The sequence below is a fragment of the Bradyrhizobium sp. genome (assembly GCF_030697065.1).
Classification (GTDB): Bacteria; Pseudomonadota; Alphaproteobacteria; order Rhizobiales; family Xanthobacteraceae; genus Bradyrhizobium.
Genome location: NZ_JAUYQU010000021.1, coordinates 1 through 19,243, shown reverse-complemented (window position 1 = coordinate 19,243; position 19,243 = coordinate 1). Strand labels below are relative to the sequence as shown.

General features: G+C 63.2%; 17 protein-coding genes and 1 tRNA gene. 7 read left to right on the top strand and 11 right to left on the bottom strand.

The annotated features are described in order from the left end of the window. Positions 1–157: 157 nt before the first annotated feature. Positions 158–550, bottom strand: coding sequence for a DNA-directed RNA polymerase subunit omega (rpoZ, locus tag Q8R73_RS01615; protein WP_074276225.1), 393 nt, complete (start codon positions 548–550; stop codon positions 158–160). A gap of 347 nt (positions 551–897) precedes the next feature. On the opposite strand from rpoZ, the gene Q8R73_RS01610 reads away from it, so the two are divergent. Both Q8R73_RS01610 and Q8R73_RS01605 read left to right on the top strand, forming a co-directional pair. Continuing rightward, positions 898–1,527: an NYN domain-containing protein gene (locus tag Q8R73_RS01610; RefSeq protein WP_305717803.1), complete on the top strand. Its 630-nt coding sequence runs from the start codon at positions 898–900 to the stop codon at positions 1,525–1,527. Then, positions 1,505–2,194, top strand: a complete 690-nt coding sequence (locus Q8R73_RS01605) for a uracil-DNA glycosylase (RefSeq protein WP_305717802.1) — start codon at positions 1,505–1,507, stop codon at positions 2,192–2,194. The genes Q8R73_RS01610 and Q8R73_RS01605 overlap by 23 nt, the downstream gene beginning before the upstream one ends. 92 nt (positions 2,195–2,286) lie before the next feature. Here Q8R73_RS01605 and Q8R73_RS01600 read toward each other — a convergent pair whose 3' ends face one another. The 4 genes from Q8R73_RS01600 to dapA form a co-directional block, all read right to left on the bottom strand. Continuing rightward, positions 2,287–2,862, bottom strand: a complete 576-nt coding sequence (locus Q8R73_RS01600) for a peroxiredoxin (RefSeq protein ID WP_305717801.1) — start codon at positions 2,860–2,862, stop codon at positions 2,287–2,289. Positions 2,863–2,981: 119 nt separating this feature from the next. After that, a complete protein-coding gene (gene smpB / locus Q8R73_RS01595; protein ID WP_305717800.1) occupies positions 2,982–3,455 on the bottom strand; it encodes an SsrA-binding protein SmpB in 474 nt (157 codons plus the stop codon). A 78-nt stretch (positions 3,456–3,533) separates the two neighbouring features. Beyond that, positions 3,534–3,947, bottom strand: coding sequence for a large conductance mechanosensitive channel protein MscL (mscL, locus tag Q8R73_RS01590; protein WP_305717835.1), 414 nt, complete (start codon positions 3,945–3,947; stop codon positions 3,534–3,536). Between the two features lie 59 nt (positions 3,948–4,006). Beyond that, complete coding sequence (gene dapA, locus Q8R73_RS01585; RefSeq protein WP_305717799.1) at positions 4,007–4,897, bottom strand: 4-hydroxy-tetrahydrodipicolinate synthase; 891 nt, start codon at positions 4,895–4,897, stop codon at positions 4,007–4,009. Positions 4,898–5,167: 270 nt separating this feature from the next. On the opposite strand from dapA, the gene Q8R73_RS01580 reads away from it, so the two are divergent. Next, positions 5,168–7,342: a lytic transglycosylase domain-containing protein gene (locus tag Q8R73_RS01580; RefSeq protein ID WP_305717798.1), complete on the top strand. Its 2,175-nt coding sequence runs from the start codon at positions 5,168–5,170 to the stop codon at positions 7,340–7,342. A 252-nt stretch (positions 7,343–7,594) separates the two neighbouring features. Here Q8R73_RS01580 and Q8R73_RS01575 read toward each other — a convergent pair whose 3' ends face one another. Together Q8R73_RS01575 and Q8R73_RS01570 are read right to left on the bottom strand one after the other, a co-directional pair. Beyond that, positions 7,595–9,184, bottom strand: coding sequence for a porin (locus Q8R73_RS01575; protein ID WP_305717797.1), 1,590 nt, complete (start codon positions 9,182–9,184; stop codon positions 7,595–7,597). Between the two features lie 793 nt (positions 9,185–9,977). Next, positions 9,978–10,069: transfer RNA gene (locus Q8R73_RS01570), tRNA-Ser, on the bottom strand. Positions 10,070–10,360: 291 nt separating this feature from the next. Between Q8R73_RS01570 and Q8R73_RS01565 the strand changes: the two genes are divergently transcribed. After that, positions 10,361–11,053, top strand: coding sequence for a hypothetical protein (locus tag Q8R73_RS01565; RefSeq protein WP_305717834.1), 693 nt, complete (start codon positions 10,361–10,363; stop codon positions 11,051–11,053). A gap of 3 nt (positions 11,054–11,056) precedes the next feature. Here Q8R73_RS01565 and Q8R73_RS01560 read toward each other — a convergent pair whose 3' ends face one another. From Q8R73_RS01560 to Q8R73_RS01550, 3 genes are all read right to left on the bottom strand, one after another. Then, the gene (locus tag Q8R73_RS01560; RefSeq protein ID WP_305717796.1) at positions 11,057–11,905 is read right to left on the bottom strand and encodes a tetratricopeptide repeat protein; all 849 of its coding nucleotides are present in this window, start codon (positions 11,903–11,905) and stop codon (positions 11,057–11,059) included. 786 nt (positions 11,906–12,691) lie between these two features. Further along, complete coding sequence (locus Q8R73_RS01555) at positions 12,692–13,930, bottom strand: LuxR family transcriptional regulator (protein WP_305717795.1); 1,239 nt, start codon at positions 13,928–13,930, stop codon at positions 12,692–12,694. A gap of 208 nt (positions 13,931–14,138) precedes the next feature. Next, the gene (locus Q8R73_RS01550) at positions 14,139–15,674 is read right to left on the bottom strand and encodes a helix-turn-helix domain-containing protein (RefSeq protein ID WP_305717794.1); all 1,536 of its coding nucleotides are present in this window, start codon (positions 15,672–15,674) and stop codon (positions 14,139–14,141) included. A 169-nt stretch (positions 15,675–15,843) separates the two neighbouring features. On the opposite strand from Q8R73_RS01550, the gene mddA reads away from it, so the two are divergent. The 3 genes from mddA to Q8R73_RS01535 all read left to right on the top strand — a co-directional run bounded on the left by mddA (position 15,844) and on the right by Q8R73_RS01535 (position 18,486). Then, the gene (gene mddA / locus Q8R73_RS01545; protein WP_305717793.1) at positions 15,844–16,620 is read left to right on the top strand and encodes a methanethiol S-methyltransferase; all 777 of its coding nucleotides are present in this window, start codon (positions 15,844–15,846) and stop codon (positions 16,618–16,620) included. A gap of 79 nt (positions 16,621–16,699) precedes the next feature. After that, on the top strand, positions 16,700–17,542 hold the full coding sequence (locus Q8R73_RS01540; protein ID WP_305717792.1) for a class I SAM-dependent methyltransferase: 843 nt from the start codon (positions 16,700–16,702) through the stop codon (positions 17,540–17,542). Positions 17,543–17,655: 113 nt separating this feature from the next. Continuing rightward, positions 17,656–18,486 (top strand): alpha/beta fold hydrolase, encoded by an 831-nt coding sequence (locus tag Q8R73_RS01535; protein WP_305717791.1) that lies wholly within the window; start codon positions 17,656–17,658, stop codon positions 18,484–18,486. A 100-nt stretch (positions 18,487–18,586) separates the two neighbouring features. Here Q8R73_RS01535 and Q8R73_RS01530 read toward each other — a convergent pair whose 3' ends face one another. Continuing rightward, positions 18,587–19,009, bottom strand: a complete 423-nt coding sequence (locus Q8R73_RS01530) for a GFA family protein (protein ID WP_305717790.1) — start codon at positions 19,007–19,009, stop codon at positions 18,587–18,589. Positions 19,010–19,243 lie beyond the last annotated feature (234 nt).

Here is a 19,243-nt window from a genome sequence, read left to right as displayed (position 1 = left end):
TCGATTTCGGACTTGAAGGCCGCAGCATCAGGGCCGCGCCCGTTACCGAGCCATCGTAACCACGAAAATGTCAACAAAAGCAAAGGCCCGGACGAATGTCCGGGCCATTGGCAAACCAGGCGGATGCGGAAAAGCCCGAGGGCGTCGCCGCGACGGCCTATTCGTCCTCTTCCGGCTGTTCTTCCGGCGGCGCAAGGCCCTCGAGGCCCTTGAGCAGCTCTTCCTCGGTCATCCGCTCGACCGCGACTTCGGTATCGTCGGCATCGACGCTGGCCCCGGCCGACCCGATCAAGGGCACGGTATCGGGCTCCGGCTCGTCGACTTCGACGAATTTCTGCAGGGAATGCACCAGTTCTTCACGCAAATCCTCTGGCGAAATCGAGGAGTCGGCGATTTCGCGCAGGGAAACGACCGGATTCTTGTCGTTATCGCGATCTACCGTAAGTTGCGATCCCGAGGAGATCATGCGGGCGCGATGCGCTGCCAACAGGACCAGATCGAACCGATTGTCGACCTTATCAATGCAATCTTCTACGGTGACGCGCGCCATCGACTGTCGCTCCGTTAAATGGGACGAATGTGTTGATTATGCCGCGGTAATTATAGGTCCCGGCGGCTTTCCGCAAGACCAATTTGTGAATTGCCTTCTCGTTGGGCTCTGGTAACCCCTCCCCCGGGGCCACAATGGCCGGAGCGTCCGGACAGGGCAATTGCCGTCCAGGACAAGAAATCGCTTCATTGCCTCGTCAATAACGTAGCGGTCGTTTAACCTGTCCGCACCGCATTGCAGTGGTGCTGGTGATGGGTATATTCACCGAACTTTAGGCAGCATATGCTGGAAATGCGCGGCTTGGTTGCCGCCGCGCCAAAAACCTAACAACAACGTGAGAACCTTTGATGTCACCTGCTTCCTCCAAGATCGCGCTCTTTATCGATGGCGCCAATCTGTATGCTACCGCCAAGACGCTCGGCTTCGACATCGATTACAAGCGCCTTCTCAAGGAATTCCAGAGCCGTGGCACGCTGCTTCGGGCGTTCTATTACACCGCGATCATCGAGGATCAGGAATATTCCTCGATCCGCCCGTTGATCGACTGGCTCGATTACAACGGTTACACCGTCGTCACCAAGGCGACCAAGGAATTCATCGACGCCAGCGGCCGGCGCAAGGTCAAGGGCAACATGGATATCGAGCTCGCGGTAAATGCGATGGAGCTCGCCGAGCATGTCGACCAGATCGTGCTGTTCTCCGGCGACGGCGATTTCCGCTCGCTGGTCGAGGCGGTGCAACGCCGCGGCGTCCGCGTTACCGTGATTTCGACGATTTCGAGCCAGCCGCCCATGATCGCCGACGAACTGCGCCGCCAGGCCGACGTCTTCACCGATCTGGTGGAATTGCAATCCAAGCTCGGCCGCGATCCGTCCGAGCGTCCGGCTCCGCGCGAGCCGCGCCATCATGCGCCGCAATTCCTGCAGCGCGCGACCACGATGGCGCCGAGAGCCGATGACGACGAATTCGAGGATTGAGATCGATCCGCGGCGCGGCCGCAAGCCGCCCGCCCTCCCTGCCGCACCCGACCGCAATTGCCCGCTCTGTCCGAGGCTCGCGAGCTACCGCGACTCGTTGCGCGCGCGCGAGCCGGATTGGTTCAATTCGCCGGTGCCGTCGTTCGGCGATGCCGATGCCGCGCTGTTGATCGTCGGCCTCGCGCCCGGCGTGCAGGGCGCCAATCGTACCGGGCGTCCCTTCACCGGCGATTTCGCCGGCGACCTGCTTTACGCCACGCTGCTGGAATACGGTTTTGCCAGAGGCGTCTATCAGGCGAGGCCCGATGACGGACTGAAACTGGTCGACTGCCGGATCAGCAATGCCGTGCGCTGCGTGCCGCCGCAGAACAAGCCCTTGCCCGTCGAGATCAACACCTGCCGGCAGTTCCTGATCGCCACCATCGCGGCGATGCCGAAATTGCGGGCGATCGTCGCACTCGGCCGCGTCGCCCATGACTCGATGCTGAAAGTTCTCGCGCTTCGCGCCGCGGCGGCGCCGTTTGCGCACGGCGCGATCCATCAGGCCGGTGCGTTCAGGCTTTACGACAGCTATCATTGCTCGCGTTACAACACCAACACGCGGGTGTTGACGCCGGAGATGTTTCGCAGCGTGTTCGCGAAGGTGCGCGCGGATCTGAATTCGTAGGGTGGGCAAAAGGCGCTCTTGCGCCGGGCCCACCCTCTAACGAAATCGCTGTTTTTCGGGTCGGCGCGCTGCGCTTTGCCCACCCTGCGAATTCACGCCCGGTTCTGCTTCAGCCACTCCGCCACATCGGCGGCATTTCGATCGGGCGGAAACACCGGATAGAACACGTGGGTGATGCGCGCATCGTCGATGACGAGCGCCAGCCGCTTGATCAGGGTCTGTCCCGCCACTTCCATCGTGGGCAGGTTCAGGGCCTGCGTCAGCGCCAGTTCGGCGTCGGACAACACCGCAAACGGCAGATGCAGCCGTGAGGCCATCTCGGTCTGGTAGAGATTGCTCTGCGTCGACAGCCCGAATACGCGCTGGGCGCCGGCCGCTTTCAGCTCCGCGAACAGGTCGCGAAAGGAGCAGGCCTGCGGCGTGCAGCCGCGCGCGCCCGGGATCAGGTCCCAGTCGTCGACCAGGCTGATCTTGCCGGGCTCGCCGGTCCGGGGATAGGCGAATACCACGGTACGCCCCGGCAGCGCCGACAACGTCACCGAGGTATCGTCGGTCGCCATCAGGCTGAGCGGCGGGATCGTCATGCCCACCAGATGCGCCGCCGCACCATCGTCGGTCGGCGCCGGAATCTTGCTCCAGTCGACTTCGAGCAGGTTTTTCTGGTTCATTGTTCTTGCCTCGTCATCCGACACAGCCCGAACCTCATGGTGAGGAGGCGCGCTTGAAAGCCTGGTTTCATCCTTCGAGACGCGCGCAAATGCGCGCTCCTCAGGATGAGGACCGAACGCTATCCCCGCGCCCGCAGCAGGCGGCCCTTCTCCCTGCCCCAGTCGCGCTTCTTCTCGCTCTCGCGCTTGTCGTGCAGCTTCTTGCCCTTGGCCACGGCCAGCAACAGCTTGGCGCGGCCGCGCTCGTTGAAATAGAGTTTGAGCGGTATCAGCGTCATGCCGTCGCGATCGACCGCGCCCATCAGCTTGTTGATCTGCTTGCGGTGCAACAGCAGTTTGCGCGGCCGCTTCGGCTCGTGGTTGAAGCGATTGGCCTGCAGATATTCCGGTATGTTGGCGTTGATCAGCCAGATCTCGCCATCCTTGGTATCGGCATAGGATTCGGCGATAGTGGTCTTGCCGTTGCGTATCGACTTGACCTCGGTGCCGGTCAGCGCGATCCCCGCTTCCATCGTGTCCTCGATGGCATAGTTGAACCGGGCCTTGCGATTCTCGGCGACGACCTTGATCGCGCGCTCGTTCTTTTCGGCCATACTGAAAAATGCCTTGGAGTCTATCCCGGGATCCGGCTTTGACCGGCAGCGATAGCACCGGCGCCCGGCCGGCGCACGTCAAGACTTTTTGAGCAGATCGCGGATTTCGGTGAGCAGCTCTTCCTGGCGGGTCGGCTTCGGCGGTGCCGGCGCGGCTTCATCGCGCCGCTTCAGCTTGTTCATGAACCGGATGACCAGGAACAGCACGAAGGCGATGATGATGAAGTTCAGCGTCAGGGTCAGGAAATTGCCCCAGGCCAGCACCGCGCCCTGCTTCTTCGCGTCCGCCAGATTGGTCGCGGTGACCGCGTTCGACAGGCCGGTGAAATAGTTGGAAAAGTCGAGCCCTCCAGTGATCGCACCGATGATGGGCATGATGACGTCGCCGACCAGCGAGGTCACGATGCCGCCGAAGGCCGCACCGATGATGACGCCGACCGCGAGGTCGACCACATTGCCCTTCATTGCAAATTCGCGGAATTCCTTGAGCATCTGCAGCCCCTTCTGTTCGGCTTCGCGGACCGGGAGACTCATGACGGCAATGTCGGGGCTCAGTTGATCAGGCCCGCATGCACCATGGCGTCGCGGATGACCTTGCCGGTTGGCGGCGTCACCGTCATCAGCGGCAGCCGCACTTCTTCCTCCAGCCGCCCCAGCAGCTTGAGGCCATGCTTGGCTCCGGCGAGGCCCGGCTCCTTGAAGATGGCGTCATGCAACGGCGTCAGCCGGTCCTGGATCTTCAATCCGGTGGCATAATCGCCCTTCAGCACGGCGGTCATCAGGTCGGCGCACAGCTTCGGCGCTACATTGGCGACGACCGAGATGCAACCATGTCCGCCGGCGGCCATATAGGCCAGCGCTGTCATGTCCTCGCCGGAAAGCTGGATGAAATCCGGTCCCATGGCATGGCGCTGCTGCGACACGCGGGCCAGATTGGCGGTGGCATCCTTGACGCCGGCGATATTCTTCAGCTCGAACAGCCGGGTCATGGTCTCCACGGACATATCGACGACGGAGCGCGGCGGGATGTTGTAGATGATGATCGGGATGCCGATCGCGTCATTCACCGCCTTGAAGTGTTGATACATCCCTTCCTGGGTCGGCTTGTTGTAATACGGCGTCACCACCAGCACGGCATCGGCACCGGCCTTCTCGGCATGCACGGCCAGATCGACGGCCTCGCGCGTGGAGTTCGAGCCCGCTCCGGCGATTACCGGCACACGTCCCTTCGCCTCGTCGAGACATATCTCGACGACCCGGTGATGTTCGGCGTGGCTGAGGGTCGGACTTTCACCCGTGGTGCCCACCGGCACCAGGCCGTGCGACCCCTGCTCGATTTGCCAGCTCACCAGGCCGCGGAACGCGGCTTCATCGATCGCGCCGTTCTTGAAGGGCGTGACCAAGGCGGTGTAGGAGCCCCGAAAACTGGTCTTGGCTGCCATGGACTTCCTCCGAACGCTCGTTGCGGGCCGTTTTTTTGGCGGTAAGGGACAATTCATACCGGGTCTGCCGGACCTGGGAAAGGCCGGCTGGCCGCGATTTTGCCGCGGTCATGGCGCAGAGATCGGATTCGCCAGTGATTTTAGTGTTTTGTCCACATATTCGATCAGAATAGAGCTAGTGCATCAGCGATTGAATGATTCGCCGTTAGGAAAGCCGTGACCCGACCCGCCCGCGCAGCCGCATTGCGATCGACGGCATTGGCGACAAGCATGGCGCTTGTCGTGGGACTTTCTTTGGCATTTTCGGGTGTTGCGGTGGAGGCTGCGCCCAAGCCCAAGGTTCCGTTGCCGAAACCGCGGCCGATCGCGCGACATATGGTTGCCGCCACGCCGGCCAAAAATACCGCGCCGGCCGCGATCGCCGCGCCGGCCTCGACTTCAGCCTTCGCACCAGCCTCGACACCAGCCCTGGCGCCCGCGGTCCGCCAGCCGCCACGCAAGCCGGCGGTACCGGCCGCGATGGCCACGACGTCGTCGACCTCGCAAGCCGATATCGAGGCGCTGGAAAACGTCATCGAGCTGGTGCGCAAGCGCAAGCCCGCCGATGCGACGCAGGCGCAAGCCGGCATTTCGGATCCGGTCGCAAAGAAACTCGCGGAATGGATCATCCTGCGCAGCGAGGACAACAGCGTCTCGGTCGAGCGCTATCGCGCGTTCGTGGCGGCCAATCCGAGCTGGCCATCGCAGATCTTCCTGCGCCGGCGCATCGAGGCGGCGCTGTGGGACGACCGTCGCGACGACGCCACCATCTGGGCATGGTTTGAAAACGAATCGCCGCGTTCGGCCAAGGGCAAATTCTCGCTGGCGCGCGCGATGATCGCGCGCGGCGACCGCGCCAATGCCGAGCGCCTGGTGCGCAGCGCGTGGCGAACCGATTCGATCTCCGCGGACACCGAGAGCGCGGCGCTCGAGCTGTTCGGCGCATTGATCACACCCGGCGATCACAAGGCGCGGATGGATTTCCTGCTCTACGGCAAGGAGACCGAGGCCGCGCTGCGCGCCGCCAAACGGCTCGGCGCCAACCAGGTGGCATTGGCCAAGGCCCGCATCGCCGCCAACAATACCAAGGCCACCAACGCCAGGGCGCTGCTGAACGCCGTGCCCGCTGAGTTGCATGGCGACCCCGGCTACATCTTCAGTAAGATTCAACTGCTGCGGCGCGACGACAAATTCGCCGAGGCCGCGCAGCTGATGCTCGGCGCGCCGAAGGATCCCGGCCGGCTGCACAATCTGGACGAATGGTGGATCGAACGGCGGCTGCTGTCGCGGAAATTGCTCGACATCGGCGAAAACCGCACCGCCTACCTGATCGCCCGCGACGCCGCGCTGCCCCCCCGCGACATCTACCAGACCGAGCAGCAATTCACCGCGGGCTGGATTGCGCTGCGTTTCCTCAACGATCCCGCAACCGCCGCACAGCATTTCGCGCGCATCGGCGTCGGCAGCGTCAACCCGACCGCGCTGGCGCGCGCCGGTTACTGGCAGGGGCGCGCCGCCGAAGCCGCCGGCCGCGCCCAGGAAGCGCGCGCGGCCTATACGCGGGCGGCCGAGCAATCGACCAGCTATTACGGCCAGCTGGCGCGCGCCAAACTCGGACTGCCGCAGATCGAACTGAACGGCGCCCCCGGCGGCAAGTCGCGGGGAATCGAGCGGCTGGAAGTCGTCCGCGCGGTGCAGCTGCTCTATCAGATCGACGAGCCCGAGATGGCGATCCCGATTCTCGCCGACCTCGGCGAAAACGGCGATCCGGATGCGCTGGTGGGGCTCGGCGAACTGGCGTCGCGCCAGGGCGACGCGCGCGGGATGCTGCTGCTCGGCAAGGCTGCCCTCAACCGCGGGCTGCCGTTCGAATACTACGCCTATCCGGTGGTTGGCATTCCGCCGTTCAAATCGATCGGCCCCGAGGTCGAACGCAGCATCGTCTACGCCATCGCCCGCCAGGAGAGCGCCTTCAATCCAAGGGTGGTCTCGCCGGCGCAGGCCTACGGGCTGATGCAGGTGACGCCGGATGCGGCGCGCTATGTCTGCAAACGGCACGGCGCGACGTACGACCTCGCCCGGCTGAAAAACGATTCGGTCTACAACGCCACCCTGGGCGCCGCCGAACTTGGCGGGCTGATCGAGGATTATCGCGGTTCTTACATCCTGACCTTCGCAGGCTACAATGCCGGCCGCGGCAGCGTCAGGAAATGGATCGAGCGCTACGGCGATCCGCGCGACCCCAAGGTGGACGCGGTCGACTGGGTCGAGAAGATCCCGTTCTCGGAGACCCGCAACTACGTGCAGCGGATCATGGAGAATCTGCAGGTATATCGCGCCCGTTTCGGCGGCGGGACGCGGCTGCAGATCGAGGCCGATCTGCGCCGCGGCGCCAGCATCGAATAGCCCGCGGGCTGATCTCAAGGCTCTTGCGTCGATTGCCGGCCCTAAGACGAGAGGGCTCCGGGCAGAGCCGGCGCGCCCCCGCCGCCAACAAAAAGCGTGAAAACAACCCCATGCACAGAATGCCTGGGATAGCGGTCCGCATCCCGGCACCAGATCTGGTATGACGCGATGCGGCTGTGGCCGTCGGAATCAAGAAAAACCCCCGGCAGTTTCCTGCCGGGGGTTCTTTAGAGAAGTGTCAGACGATCGGGATCAGAAGTTACGCTGAGCGCGAACGTTCAGGAACACAGTGCTCTGGTCCTTGAACTCGTAGAGAGCGGTCGGCTTCGGAGCAGTCGCGGTGAACACCGAGCTACCCGACATCTTCTGGTCGAGGAAGAAGGCGCCGACTTCTGCCGAGAACGTCAGGTTCTTGACGGGAGTCCAGCGGGTGACCATGCCAACCTGGGCAATGTTGAAGTCCGGGTTGCAGCTGTAGGTGCCGGCAGCGCCGGCAACTGCGACCTGGCCCGGGTGGGTTGCCGCGAAGCCCAGGCAGTAGGCTCCCTTGGCAGAGCTGAACACGCCGTTGACCGCGTCGGTGTTGTTACCGTCGTAACGGACCGCAGCGTAAGCACCCCAAAGGCTGGTCGACCAGTAGGGATCCCAGTTGTGGTTGAACGCACCGCGAACACCCCAAGCCTTGGTCAGGATGATACCATTGGTACCGCCCGCGCCGGGAAGGTAAACGCCATCGGTGGTGTTACCGAAGCCAACGCTGTTGTAGCCCAAGCCGCTGTCGCCGAACATGGCGAAGCTCGGCGAACCGCCGGAGGTCGAGATGACGTCCTTGGTGTTGCCCTGAGAGTACACTGCGCTGATCTTGATGTCATCGCCGGCACCGGTCGGGATGTTCTTGATCTGCAAGGCACCCTGAACCGAGAAGCCCCACTTGCTGTCGGGATGACCGCTGATTTCCGACAGGTTGGTCGGAACGCCACCGGCGCCCAGCGTGTTGTAGGAAGCGTTCACGAGGTGAGCGCCGGCCGACAACTGGAACAGACCCCAAGCCTGATCGACGCGGATGTTACCGACGATGTCGGGAGCCACGATGCCGCCGTAGGCATTGGTGCCGTTGCCGTTGACGTTGACGCCGAGGGCCAGGTTCTGAACCGAGGTGCGGTGGAACACGGTCGGATCGTCGAGGCCGATGGTGGCCGACACACCGTTGCCGAACTGGGCGGTGTACTGGATGTTGTTGACACCGGTGACGGTGTCATGGCCGCCCATCAGGAACGAGTTGTTGTTGCCCGGATAGCCATGCCACGGAGCCGCGAAGGCCGAGGCCGACTTACCGAAGGTGAAACCAGCGAACTGGATGAACACAAATTCAACCGCGACGTAGCCGCCGCCTGCCGTGGAGAGCAGGCCGCTGTTCAGGCCAGTGGTCTGGGCGCCAACCGGGAGAGCCGGGTTGGTGCTGCCGAAGTTCTGGAACTGGAAGTCGCCCTGGCCGAAGGTGCGGACAACGCCGTATTCGGTGGCGGTGCGGGTATCAACCGTCAGCGCCATACGCGAACGGGAGTTGAACTGATCGCGGAAGCGATTGCCCTGGCCGGCGTCGCCCGAATAGAAGGGCTGACCGTAGACGCCACCGTTGAACGTGGTGTCGACGCGCAGATAACCACCCAGCTTGATGCAGGTGTCGGTGCCCGGAATGTAGAAGAAACCGGCACCATACAGGGAGCAGATCCTCACGTACTCGACCGCTTTGGCCTTGACGGGAAGATCAGCTGCCTGTGCTCCGCTCATGGCGATGAGACCCGCCGCTGAGCCGAGGATAAGGCTCTTAACCATCTTCATGTTAACCTCCAAGTTGCTCTGTAGGGAAGGTTCCGGATCCGCTGGGTGAAACACCCTAAGGTTGGTTCCCTTGTCCCTTAAAACCCGCTTAGTCGCTTCGCGCCTTCGGACACTCCCGCTCAACGCGAGGGACTTAAGCGAACCACCTAACGGGACGACCTCGGGATGCCCCCCTCCGTCGCAAGATGACAATTACCGAACACTCCTGCACACGCAACAAAGGAACGCTCCAGAACGGCACGGGGCAGGCTGTTTTCGGATGGGTGTTGCACAAATAACACGCAACCGTGATCAAGCTTTCGCTGCAAACCATTGTTCTAAAATGTTTTTTTAGATTAGTTCCAGTTGCCCAGCTGACAACCCCGGAAGGGGCCTGCGGCCGGCCTTTCCCTCACATCGCGCCGAATCCTGACGAATCGAGCAGACTGGGACGGCTGATTCCGTCCGAAACGGCACCGCGTCATGCCAATCCGCCGGATTCTGTCATCTCGCTGATGGATTTGCCGCGTACAGCATTACACCGGCTGTGGCGCGCCAGACACCCCGCGCAAGTCCGTTCCTTGCCGATCGGCAACATCAGGTTCCGCAGGAATCACAGAACCCCTTATTTTCCGGGGTCGAAATGCATTTTCGATCTGGTGGGGAGTTGTCGAGGAACAGCTGCGAATGGAACCACGGAACCACTGGCTTCGTTCGGCGGACAGACCGCGAGGCAAAAGCAGGAGAATCCACCACGCCTTCGCAAAGGCCTCGGCCAGGACATCTGAATGATTGATGGCGGAGACTTCAGGAGTGGCGGAGAGGAAGGGATTCGAACCCTTGATACAACTTTCGCCGTATGGCGCTTTAGCAAAGCGCTGCCTTCAGCCACTCGGCCACCTCTCCGGTGCCGGTCTTATGCCTTGAATCCACCGGCAGGGTCAAACCGGAAGGTGGTTGCCATCCGTGTCCCCGGGTCGCACCACCCATCTCAAGACAAGCCGTAAAGCCGCATCGAGAGTTCGTATCCCTCAAGCTCCGCCAGCCAGTTCGCATTCTCGCGCGGCAAGCCACGCCATAGCTGCGAAGCAGCGACGGCGGGAGTTTTTTCCTTCCCTCGCCGCCGGCATCAAATATAGATCACTGATCCTGTCGGCGGCCATGGAGCAGGACGTGACTTCCAGTAAAGACAACCTGATGACGCTGACGTTCCGCTGTCCGGCGGAACTCGAAGGCGTGCTGCCGCCACCGGTGCCGGCGGCTTCGGCCCTTCCCCCCTGGCTCAAGGCGATGCCGGTGCAGGCGTTCAACGCCATCAACGGTCGCGACGAGAACACCGTCAAGCGCTGTCCGCCGTTCGTCGACGCCATGACGTGCGGCTTCCTGATTCCGCTGATGTGCGACCTCAGGGTCGAGAACGGCGAATTTACCTGGGACAATGAAATCCCCCCGGGCGGAGCGGTCAGTTTCGCGCGCTCGCCGATCGGATTCCATGACGGCAGCCAGGTCAGCGGCTCGCCGCTGTTCGAGGACGACCGCTTCCTGATCAAGTTTCATAATCTGTGGACCATCGAGGCGCCGGAGGGCTACGCGGTGCTGTTCACGCATCCCGCCAACCGTTTCGATCTGCCGTTCACCACGCTGACCGGACTCGTCGATTGCGACCGCTACCACGACAACTGGATTCATTTTCCGGCGCACTGGCACGACGCCGGCTTCAGCGGCGTGCTGCCGAAGGGCACGCCGGTCGCGCAATGCGTGCCGGTGAAGCGGGAAAACTGGGTGGCGCGCACCATGCCGTTCACCCCGGAAGAGAGCCAGCGGGCGCACGACCTCACCACGGCGATCGATCGCGAGCCCGGCCTCTACCGGCGGCAGTTCCGCGCCTGAGCCTCAGCCGCGCAGGAATTTCGCGGCGGCGCTCGGCCGCAGGAAGAAGCGGCCGCGCGAGGCGACCGCCAGCGACATGATTGCGCGGCCGTACAGTTCCGGTCTTTCCTGTGCCGCCATCCGGATGCTGGCTTCGCCGGCGTCGCGCTGCCCCATTTCCAGCAGGCATCTGCCCAACTCCGCCCGCGCGATGGCATCGTCGGGCCGCAGCGCTACCACGCGCCGGAAGATGTCGGCCGCGGATGCGTATTCGCCATCCAGCAACATGACCTGGGCGAGCGCGCTCAGCAGGTCGGGCCGGTCCGGCGCCAGCCTGAGAGCCCGCAGCAACAGTTCGCGCGCCGTTGTCCGGTCGTTGCGCTTGAGATGAAGCGCGGCAAGTTCCCGTTGCATGTCGACGGCGTCGGGTGCGAAGGCCAGGCCGCTTTCGAGCGCCGCCATCGCCTCCTCGAACCGTCCCGCCCTTGCCAGCTGAATGCCATGCTCGAGAAATGCCGGCGGATAGGGCGGCCGCCTCGCAGCGGCCCGGCGCAAGTGCTCGAGCGCCTCGTCGAGACGCCCGGCAAGGGCCAGCGCCGCGCCCAGCAAGGTCTCGACAGCAGCATCCTCGCCGCGCCGTGCGGCCTTCTGCAGCGGCGCGATCGCTTCGGCGCCGCGGTTCTGCATCAGCAGCGCCTGACCGAGCAGTTGCGCCGCGCCGACATGGCCGCGATTGGCCTTCAATACCTCGCTCGCGATACGCTCTGCCTCGCCGGGACGCTGCATCCGCAACGCAAGGCTGGCGCGTTCGAGCGCCTGATCGCTGGCGTTCGGTCGTCCGGAACCGGCGGGAAATGGCGGGCGCTTCGACATCGGCCCGAACGATAACCCAAAAGCCGGATTACGCCAGCGGCGGAGGAAGGACCGCGCGGCGGCTAGAGCGCGATGAGATCAGGTTAAACTGGAGCAGCATCGTCACCTCTCCCTTGGGGAGAGGTAAGCCGCATCCGCGTCGACCTTGTTGCGGGCTTGCCTCGGATTTCGCAAGGGTTTCATCCGGACTACGCGGACCTCACTGTCCGCGCCGCTTTAGCCGCCTCCGTTCGCAGGTGGTCCCGGTGAAAGCTTCGCCGGGCTGACGCCGGCGGATGCCGATGTGCTCCCGCTCGTCGCGCTGGTGGAGCGACGCGTGCGGCTTCGCGCTCGCGACGGGCGATAATATCGGCAACCCAGCGATCGACGAGGCGGTTCAGCAGGGTTCCCAATTCCGGCAATATCGATGTGTCCGTCGACAATGGCTGGATCCTGACGCGAATGGCGGTCATGACAATTTCCTGGAAGTTACAACTCAGTCGCTTGGGCAATCCGCCGTCGTCACCAATAAGCCGCCCTGCGGGATCCTGAAGGGGTCTGCTGGTTTGCATCGGCCAGGCGAACTCCGGTATCTATCTTGTAAAACACGACCCCGTGCGAAACGAGAATTCCGACAATGGCGCCTATCAGCAAGATTCGTTTCAACACGACTCGATCCTCTTGAATGGAAGAGCCACAGATAGTTTCCAATACGTGCATCGTCATCCTCCGTTCGGACGAAACCCGATTACAATATTTTGATTCACGAAAGCGCGAGCACGACCGCGGTCGCCTTCAAGAGGCGTGTCAGCTCGCCAGCGGCGTGGCGAATCCCGCCACCAGCTTGACCAGGTCGGCCTGACGGCCGACGCCGGTCTTTTCAAACAAGCGGGCGAGATGAGTCTTGACGGTAGTCGCGGCGACGCCGAGCGACGCCGCGACCTCAGGAACGCCGCCGACATGGACGATGGCAAGCAGCACGCGCAGCTCGGTCGGCGTCAACTTGTAAATCTCGCCAATGATCGCGGAGGACGGGCAGGCCTCGATAGCCGCTTTGCGAACGAACAAGGCGGCGACCGCATTGTAGGCCCGGCCGGCGTCGCGGCGTGCGCCCGAGGTCAGCGGGAGCACATGTGCGACGTGGCGTTCGCCATGGCGGTCGGTCAGCGGCAGCGCAATGCCCTTGATGCCGAGCGCCGAATCGCCGGCGCCGGCTGCAACGAGCAACTCACGCAAGGCCGCGTTGACAGGCGCATCACCGGCAAGCCGTCCGCAGGACGTTCTGCGCAGAAAGTCGGCGGCGGCGAGTATGGTGTTGCCGGCGGTATTGGAGTGGACGATGCGGCCGTCGGCGTCGACGAGGATCATGCCGGCGCTCAGCCCGTCGAGAATACCCGTCAGGCATGTCGCCTCGGCTTCCTTGCGATGGATGGTTCTGCCGATCAACACTGCGCGGCGGACGTGGGGAACGACCAGCGCCATGCGGCGGCGCATGTCGGCGTCGACGAGGCCGCTGCCCTCACGCCGTGCGACACTGAGAACTGTACAGCTGTTTGCCGATTTTTCGATAACCGCGCTGGCAATGTCGATCCAGCCGTGCGGCCGGGCCCATTCCCGATAAAACCGGCCGCGGCGAAATTCCTCATAAGACATGAGGTCCGTGGTGCTTACGATCTGCTCGACTCCGACCGACAGCGGGTCCGCCGCGGAGACGAGCTTCGGATAGCTCTCGGAATAGGCCCGCAGGCTCTCGGGGTCATGGCCGATGTAGCAATACAAAAGGTCGGCGTTTTCCAGGGTGTTGCCCAACGAATCGCCCACGGCATGCTTCGAGAGCAGGCCTCCCGAATGGCCGCCGGCGAAGTCTGCAATCCTGTCGAGAACCGCGATTCGGTGGTCGGGATCGAGCACGGCGTCGTAAATATTGCCGATCAAAACTGAAAATTGTTCGCTATCATCCATCACAATCAGTCCCGGTATAAATGGTATCGAAAGAAACAGCAGTGGTGTCCCACCGCATACATTCCGATACAGCGGCATTTCCATGACGGCGCAAGCCGGGGACATCATTGCGTGGCGCGAAACGGCTAGCTGACGCTAAAGGATTTTCACCTATTGCTTTTTGGAATCGACTCGCCCGGACGGGGACGCAGCCTCCTCTCATCGGAGGACTCTGCGTCAAGGCGAGAATTCACGATCGCCGTGCTGGCCGCTGGAGCCAGCCAACGAGCCAGTCTTGCCGGCAGCGCCATCCCTAGAGCGGCAGGCCCACACTGTGCAGCGCGTCGAATACCCGGTCGCAATAGGATTGCGGCAGCGGTGGCAGGCCACGCTGCACTTCCGAAACGGTCAGGTCGGGATAGTGCTCTCGCAACGCGGTCACGCTGCGGCGGGCCTCGGTCTCCGCTCCCACCAGAACGTAGGCGGGGCACATGGTGCGGTGGATCCAGGTCGCTGACGGATGTTCGGCCAGCGCGCGTTGCTGCCAATGGGCCGCCTCGGCATAACGGCCCGACTCGAAATGCGCGCAGCCGATGCCGACCATGCTGTTGAACGCGAGGCTGTCATCCGGTGCGAGGTCGAGCGCGATCTTGAGCCGCTCGATGCCTGAGTCCGCCTCGTTGTTGTAGACGTCGAGCCATCCGCTGCGGCTCCACGCCCAGGCCGAGCCGCCATCGATCGAGAGAGCCTTGCGGATCATCACTTCCGCTGCTTCGAGGTCGTGCAGGAAGGTGAAGGTGTTGCCGAGAATGGCAAGCACGGTCGCGTCTCCGCCAAGAGTCTGCGCCTTGCGCGCCAATTCAGCGCTCTTGGCGCGGTCCTCGTTCGGAGTCGAGGCGAAATGGTAGACCACGCGCTGGCCATACGCCCACGCCGCCAGTGCGGTCGCCAGTGCATTGTCGGGATCGCGCTCCATCGCGCGTTCCAGCAGGTCAAGCGCGTGCGCATTGCCCTCGGCATTGAGCGACAGCACCCAGGGCATCGCCCGCAACGCCATGTCGTGCGGGCTCAGCTCGGCCTGCGGCTTGCGGCTGGCGCGGTCGATTTCCGCGAGCCGCAGGCACGGCTGCATCGCCGCGATGATCTTGGTGGCCAGATGCTCGTCGAGAGCGGCGTCATGACCAGGCGCACCGTCGGATCGATAGGCGGTCAGATGACGGCCGGTTTCGGCATCCATCAGCCGGAAAGTCAGGCGCGATTGCCGGTCCGTTCCGCTGATAGCGCCGATCAAATGGTAGCGTGCCGCGCCCGGTTGCCGGACCACGGCGGCGCCGGCCCGCGCGAGTGCGATAGCAAGCTCATCGGCGATGCTTTCCGCGATATCGCGATTTTCCGGGCCGGTGTCGATCGGGCCCAGGGCGATGGTGGGCCGATCGCGGGTAGGGATCGTAAACGACGGCATCGACCTTAGCGCATCGGCAAAGACATCCTGACGCTTCACCGTCTGCGAGGGCGTTTCTCCGAAACGGCGACGATATTCGACGGAAAACCGCCCGGAATGTGGGAAGCCGCAGCGCTGAGCGACATCCATCACTTTTGCATCGGGAACGCCCTGGAGCAGTTCGCGGCGCGCTGTCTCGAACCGGATGTCACGCAGGGCCGCTTGCGGCGTCTTGCCGAGAAATTCCCGGAATTGCCGCTGCAGCGTGCGGCTGGACAGGCCCGCGGCCTCGGCCAGTTCGCTCACGCTCCAGTCGCGCCCGACATTCGCGCGCATCGCATCGAGCGCGCGGCGGACGCCGCGCGGCAGCAGCGGCGTGCTCGAAGCCCGGTTGGGACATGCAGTCATGGAAGACTCTCCGGCGATATGACGTTGAACAACCGTTTCGCTGAAAAAGTTCATGATCGGGATAGCTCTGTCGCGAACTGGATAGAAAACGGCTGACCTCTCAGTCTAGGTCTTCGGAACGGGGAATAGGTTCAATCAGGAGCAATTTCTTGAGATAAGGAGCATTTTAATGACAGGTCTCTTGGCGGTTTCCTATGGCATATGCGCCTATGCCGTGTTTTTCGTCACCATCCTTTATGCCATCGGTTTCGTCGGCAACTGGGTGGTTCCGAAGTCGATCGATTCGGGCATTGCCGGCCCATTGATCGAAAGCGCGATTATCAACACCATGCTGCTGGTGCTGTTCGCCGTTCAACACAGCGTGATGGCGCGCCAGGGTTTCAAGCGATGGTGGACGCGCTTCGTGCCGCCCTCGATCGAGCGCAGCACGTATGTGCTGATCTCCAGTCTCGTGCTGTTGCTGCTTTACTGGCAATGGCGGCCGATGCCCGCGCCGGTCTGGACGGTCGACAGCCCATTCATTGCAGTCGCGCTGCAGGCCGTTTCCTTGCTGGGCTGGGCGATGCTGTTTGCGAGCACCTTCATGCTCAGCCATTTCGAGCTGTTCGGCCTCAGCCAGGTGTTCGCTCGGCCGTTCGGCCGGGATCTGCCGGCGGCGAAATTCCACACGCCGCTGCTCTACCGGGTGGTGCGCCATCCGCTCTATCTGAGCTTCCTGCTCGCCTTCTGGGCGACACCGACGATGACCGCAGGCCACCTGCTGTTCGCGCTGGCGACCACCGGCTACATCCTGATCGCCATACAGCTTGAAGAGCGCGATCTGATCGGAGCGTTTGGCGACGAGTACCGCCGCTACCGGGAGCGCGTTTCGATGCTGATTCCGCTGCCCGGCGGCCGCAAGTCCGACGACCGGCCGATTGCGGGGTCGCGACCCGCTGAACGGTAAATCATCCGGGCCCGCCGGTCGCGGCGGGCCCATCCTCTCTCGCATCAACACCACCAACGAACCCAAACGGAGAACAATCATGGTTGCATCTACCGCCGTTCAGAGCGCCCAGCCCAGCCCGGTCGATCTGTCAGCCCTCAAGACCCGCCAGCAAGGCGCGTGGTCATCCGGCGATTACGCCGTGGTCGGCACCACGCTTCAGATCGTCGGCGAGGAGCTGTGCGAAGCCCTCGATATCCGCGCCGGGCAGAAAGTGCTCGACATCGCCGCCGGTAACGGCAATGCCACGCTCGCCGCGGCCCGCCGCTGGTGCGACGTCGTATCCACCGATTACGTGCCGAGCCTGCTCGAGCGCGGCCGGCTGCGCGCCGCGGCGGACGGCCTGTCGATCGATTTCAGGGAGGCGGATGCCGAAGCGCTGCCCTTTGCCGACGGAAGTTTCGACGTCGTTGTCTCGACTTTTGGCGTCATGTTCACGCCGGACCAGGACCGGGCTGCGGCGGAAATGCTGCGGGTATGCCGGAGCGGCGGCAAGATCGGTCTCGCCAACTGGACGCCGGAAGGCTTCATCGGGCAGCTCTTCAAGACGCTCGGCAAGTATCTGCCGCCGCCGGCCGGTGCGAGGTCGCCCGCATTGTGGGGCACCCGGCCACGCATCACGGAAATGTTCGGGCCTTCGGCGCTCGTGATCAATGCCGTGCCGCGGAACTTCATGTTCCGTTACCGGTCGCCGGAGCACTTCCTGGAAATCTTCAGGAACTACTACGGTCCGATGCTCAAGGCTTTCGCCGCGCTCGACACCGCCAACCAGAGTGGACTGCGAGAAGACCTGCTGGCGTTGATCGGACGGATGAATCGCGCCGAAGACGGCACGATGATCGTTCCCAGTGAATACCTCGAAATCGTGATCACCCGGCGCTGATCGGTTCTGTGGTGCCGGCCGTCGTACCGATCCATAGTTGGTACGGCGGCCGTGTGTTTATCCGATGAGAATTTTGTTTGAAGTATTTTGCCCGATTTTGAGGAACGCATACCATGATCGAACACGCAGGCGGATGCATCGATTACGACGAAGCCGGAACCGGCCCGACCGTTGTGTTGGTGCCGGGCTCATGCAGCACCGGCGCCGCATGGCGGCCGGTGATGGCGCAGTGGAAGGACAGGTTTCGCGTCGTCACGACCAGTCTGCTTGGTTATGGCGGCACGCAGGAACGCCGCAGCGTTGCCGACACCGATATTGCTCACGAAGCCGAGGCGCTCGAAGCGGTGATCCGTTGCGCAGGCTGCCCGGTGCACCTGGTGGGACACTCGTTTGGCGGCCTGTCCGCGGTCGCCGTCGCGTTGCGCGGGCGCGTGCCGTTGCAGAGCCTGACCATTGCCGAAGCGCCCGCGCCGGAAATCTTGCGGCACGTGGGCGAGTACCGCCACTATCTGGCATTCCGAACCATGTCGGACGCCTATACCGGCGCCTATCAGGCCGGTGACAACGCCGCGATCGAAAAGATGATCGATTTCTATGGCGGCGCAGGTACTTTCGCCGCTTGGCCGCAACGCGTTCGCGATTACGCATCGCAAACCACGCCCGTGAATCTGCTGGACTGGGCCAGCGCCTATGACTTTGATCTGACGCCCGACCTGCTCACGACGATCGGGACTCCGACGCTGGTGTTGTGGGGCGAGGACAGCCATCCTGCCGTCCGACGTGCCAACCAGTTGCTCGGCCAATTCATACCGAACGCAGCCACGGCCGCGATTGCCGGCGCCGCGCACTTCATGATTGCGACGCATGCCGGCGAGGTGGCGGGCAGGATCGCGCAACACGTCGTGCGCGTGGAAGACGCCACGGCTGCGCCTGCGCTGGCCTAGAAAAATCACTCAATACCTGCAATCGCAAATCGAGGAGATCCGAAGTTTAGGATCCTCTCGAATTGCAGGTTGCCTGCCTCGCCGCCGGATATGACGATCGCTATTCCGCCATCGCCTCGCCCGAGCCACCGAATTCCTTCGGGAAATCCTTCAGCTTCGGCAGGCCGTCGCGGATGGGCAGCACGGATTCGGCGTAATTGACGTGAACGCCGGGGGTGAAGGCGAGCGTCGGGATCGTCGCCGCGAACACATCGACGAGGCCGAGCGGCGGATGATTGTTCATCAGATGGCCGCCGCACCTCGCGCAGTACTGGCGCTGGCTGAGGGGGGTCTTCTGGAACATCGCCACATGCTCTGCGCCCTGGGTGATCCGCACGGCCGCCGGCTTCCACAGGCTGAACGCGTTGACGGGCCCGCCCGACCACGACTGGCAGGAACGGCAGTGGCAATAGCCCATGGCCTCCGGCTCACCTGTGACCTCCAGTTTGACCGCGCCGCAAAAGCAGCTTCCAACATGAGCCATGGCTCTTCCTTTCGCGTTGGTTTCGCATTCCTGTGCTGGAATGGCTGCTTCCATGCTAACAGGGCGTTTGCCGCGTGCATCCGTCGATTGAACGATGAATCGGTCCATCGCGGAGATTTTACTGCTTCGCCGCTCCTGCGATATGCCGGCCCGCGATATAGCCGAAGGTCAGTGCGGGCCCAAGCGTGATGCCGGCGCCGGGGTAGTTCCCGCCCATGATGCTCGCCATGTCGT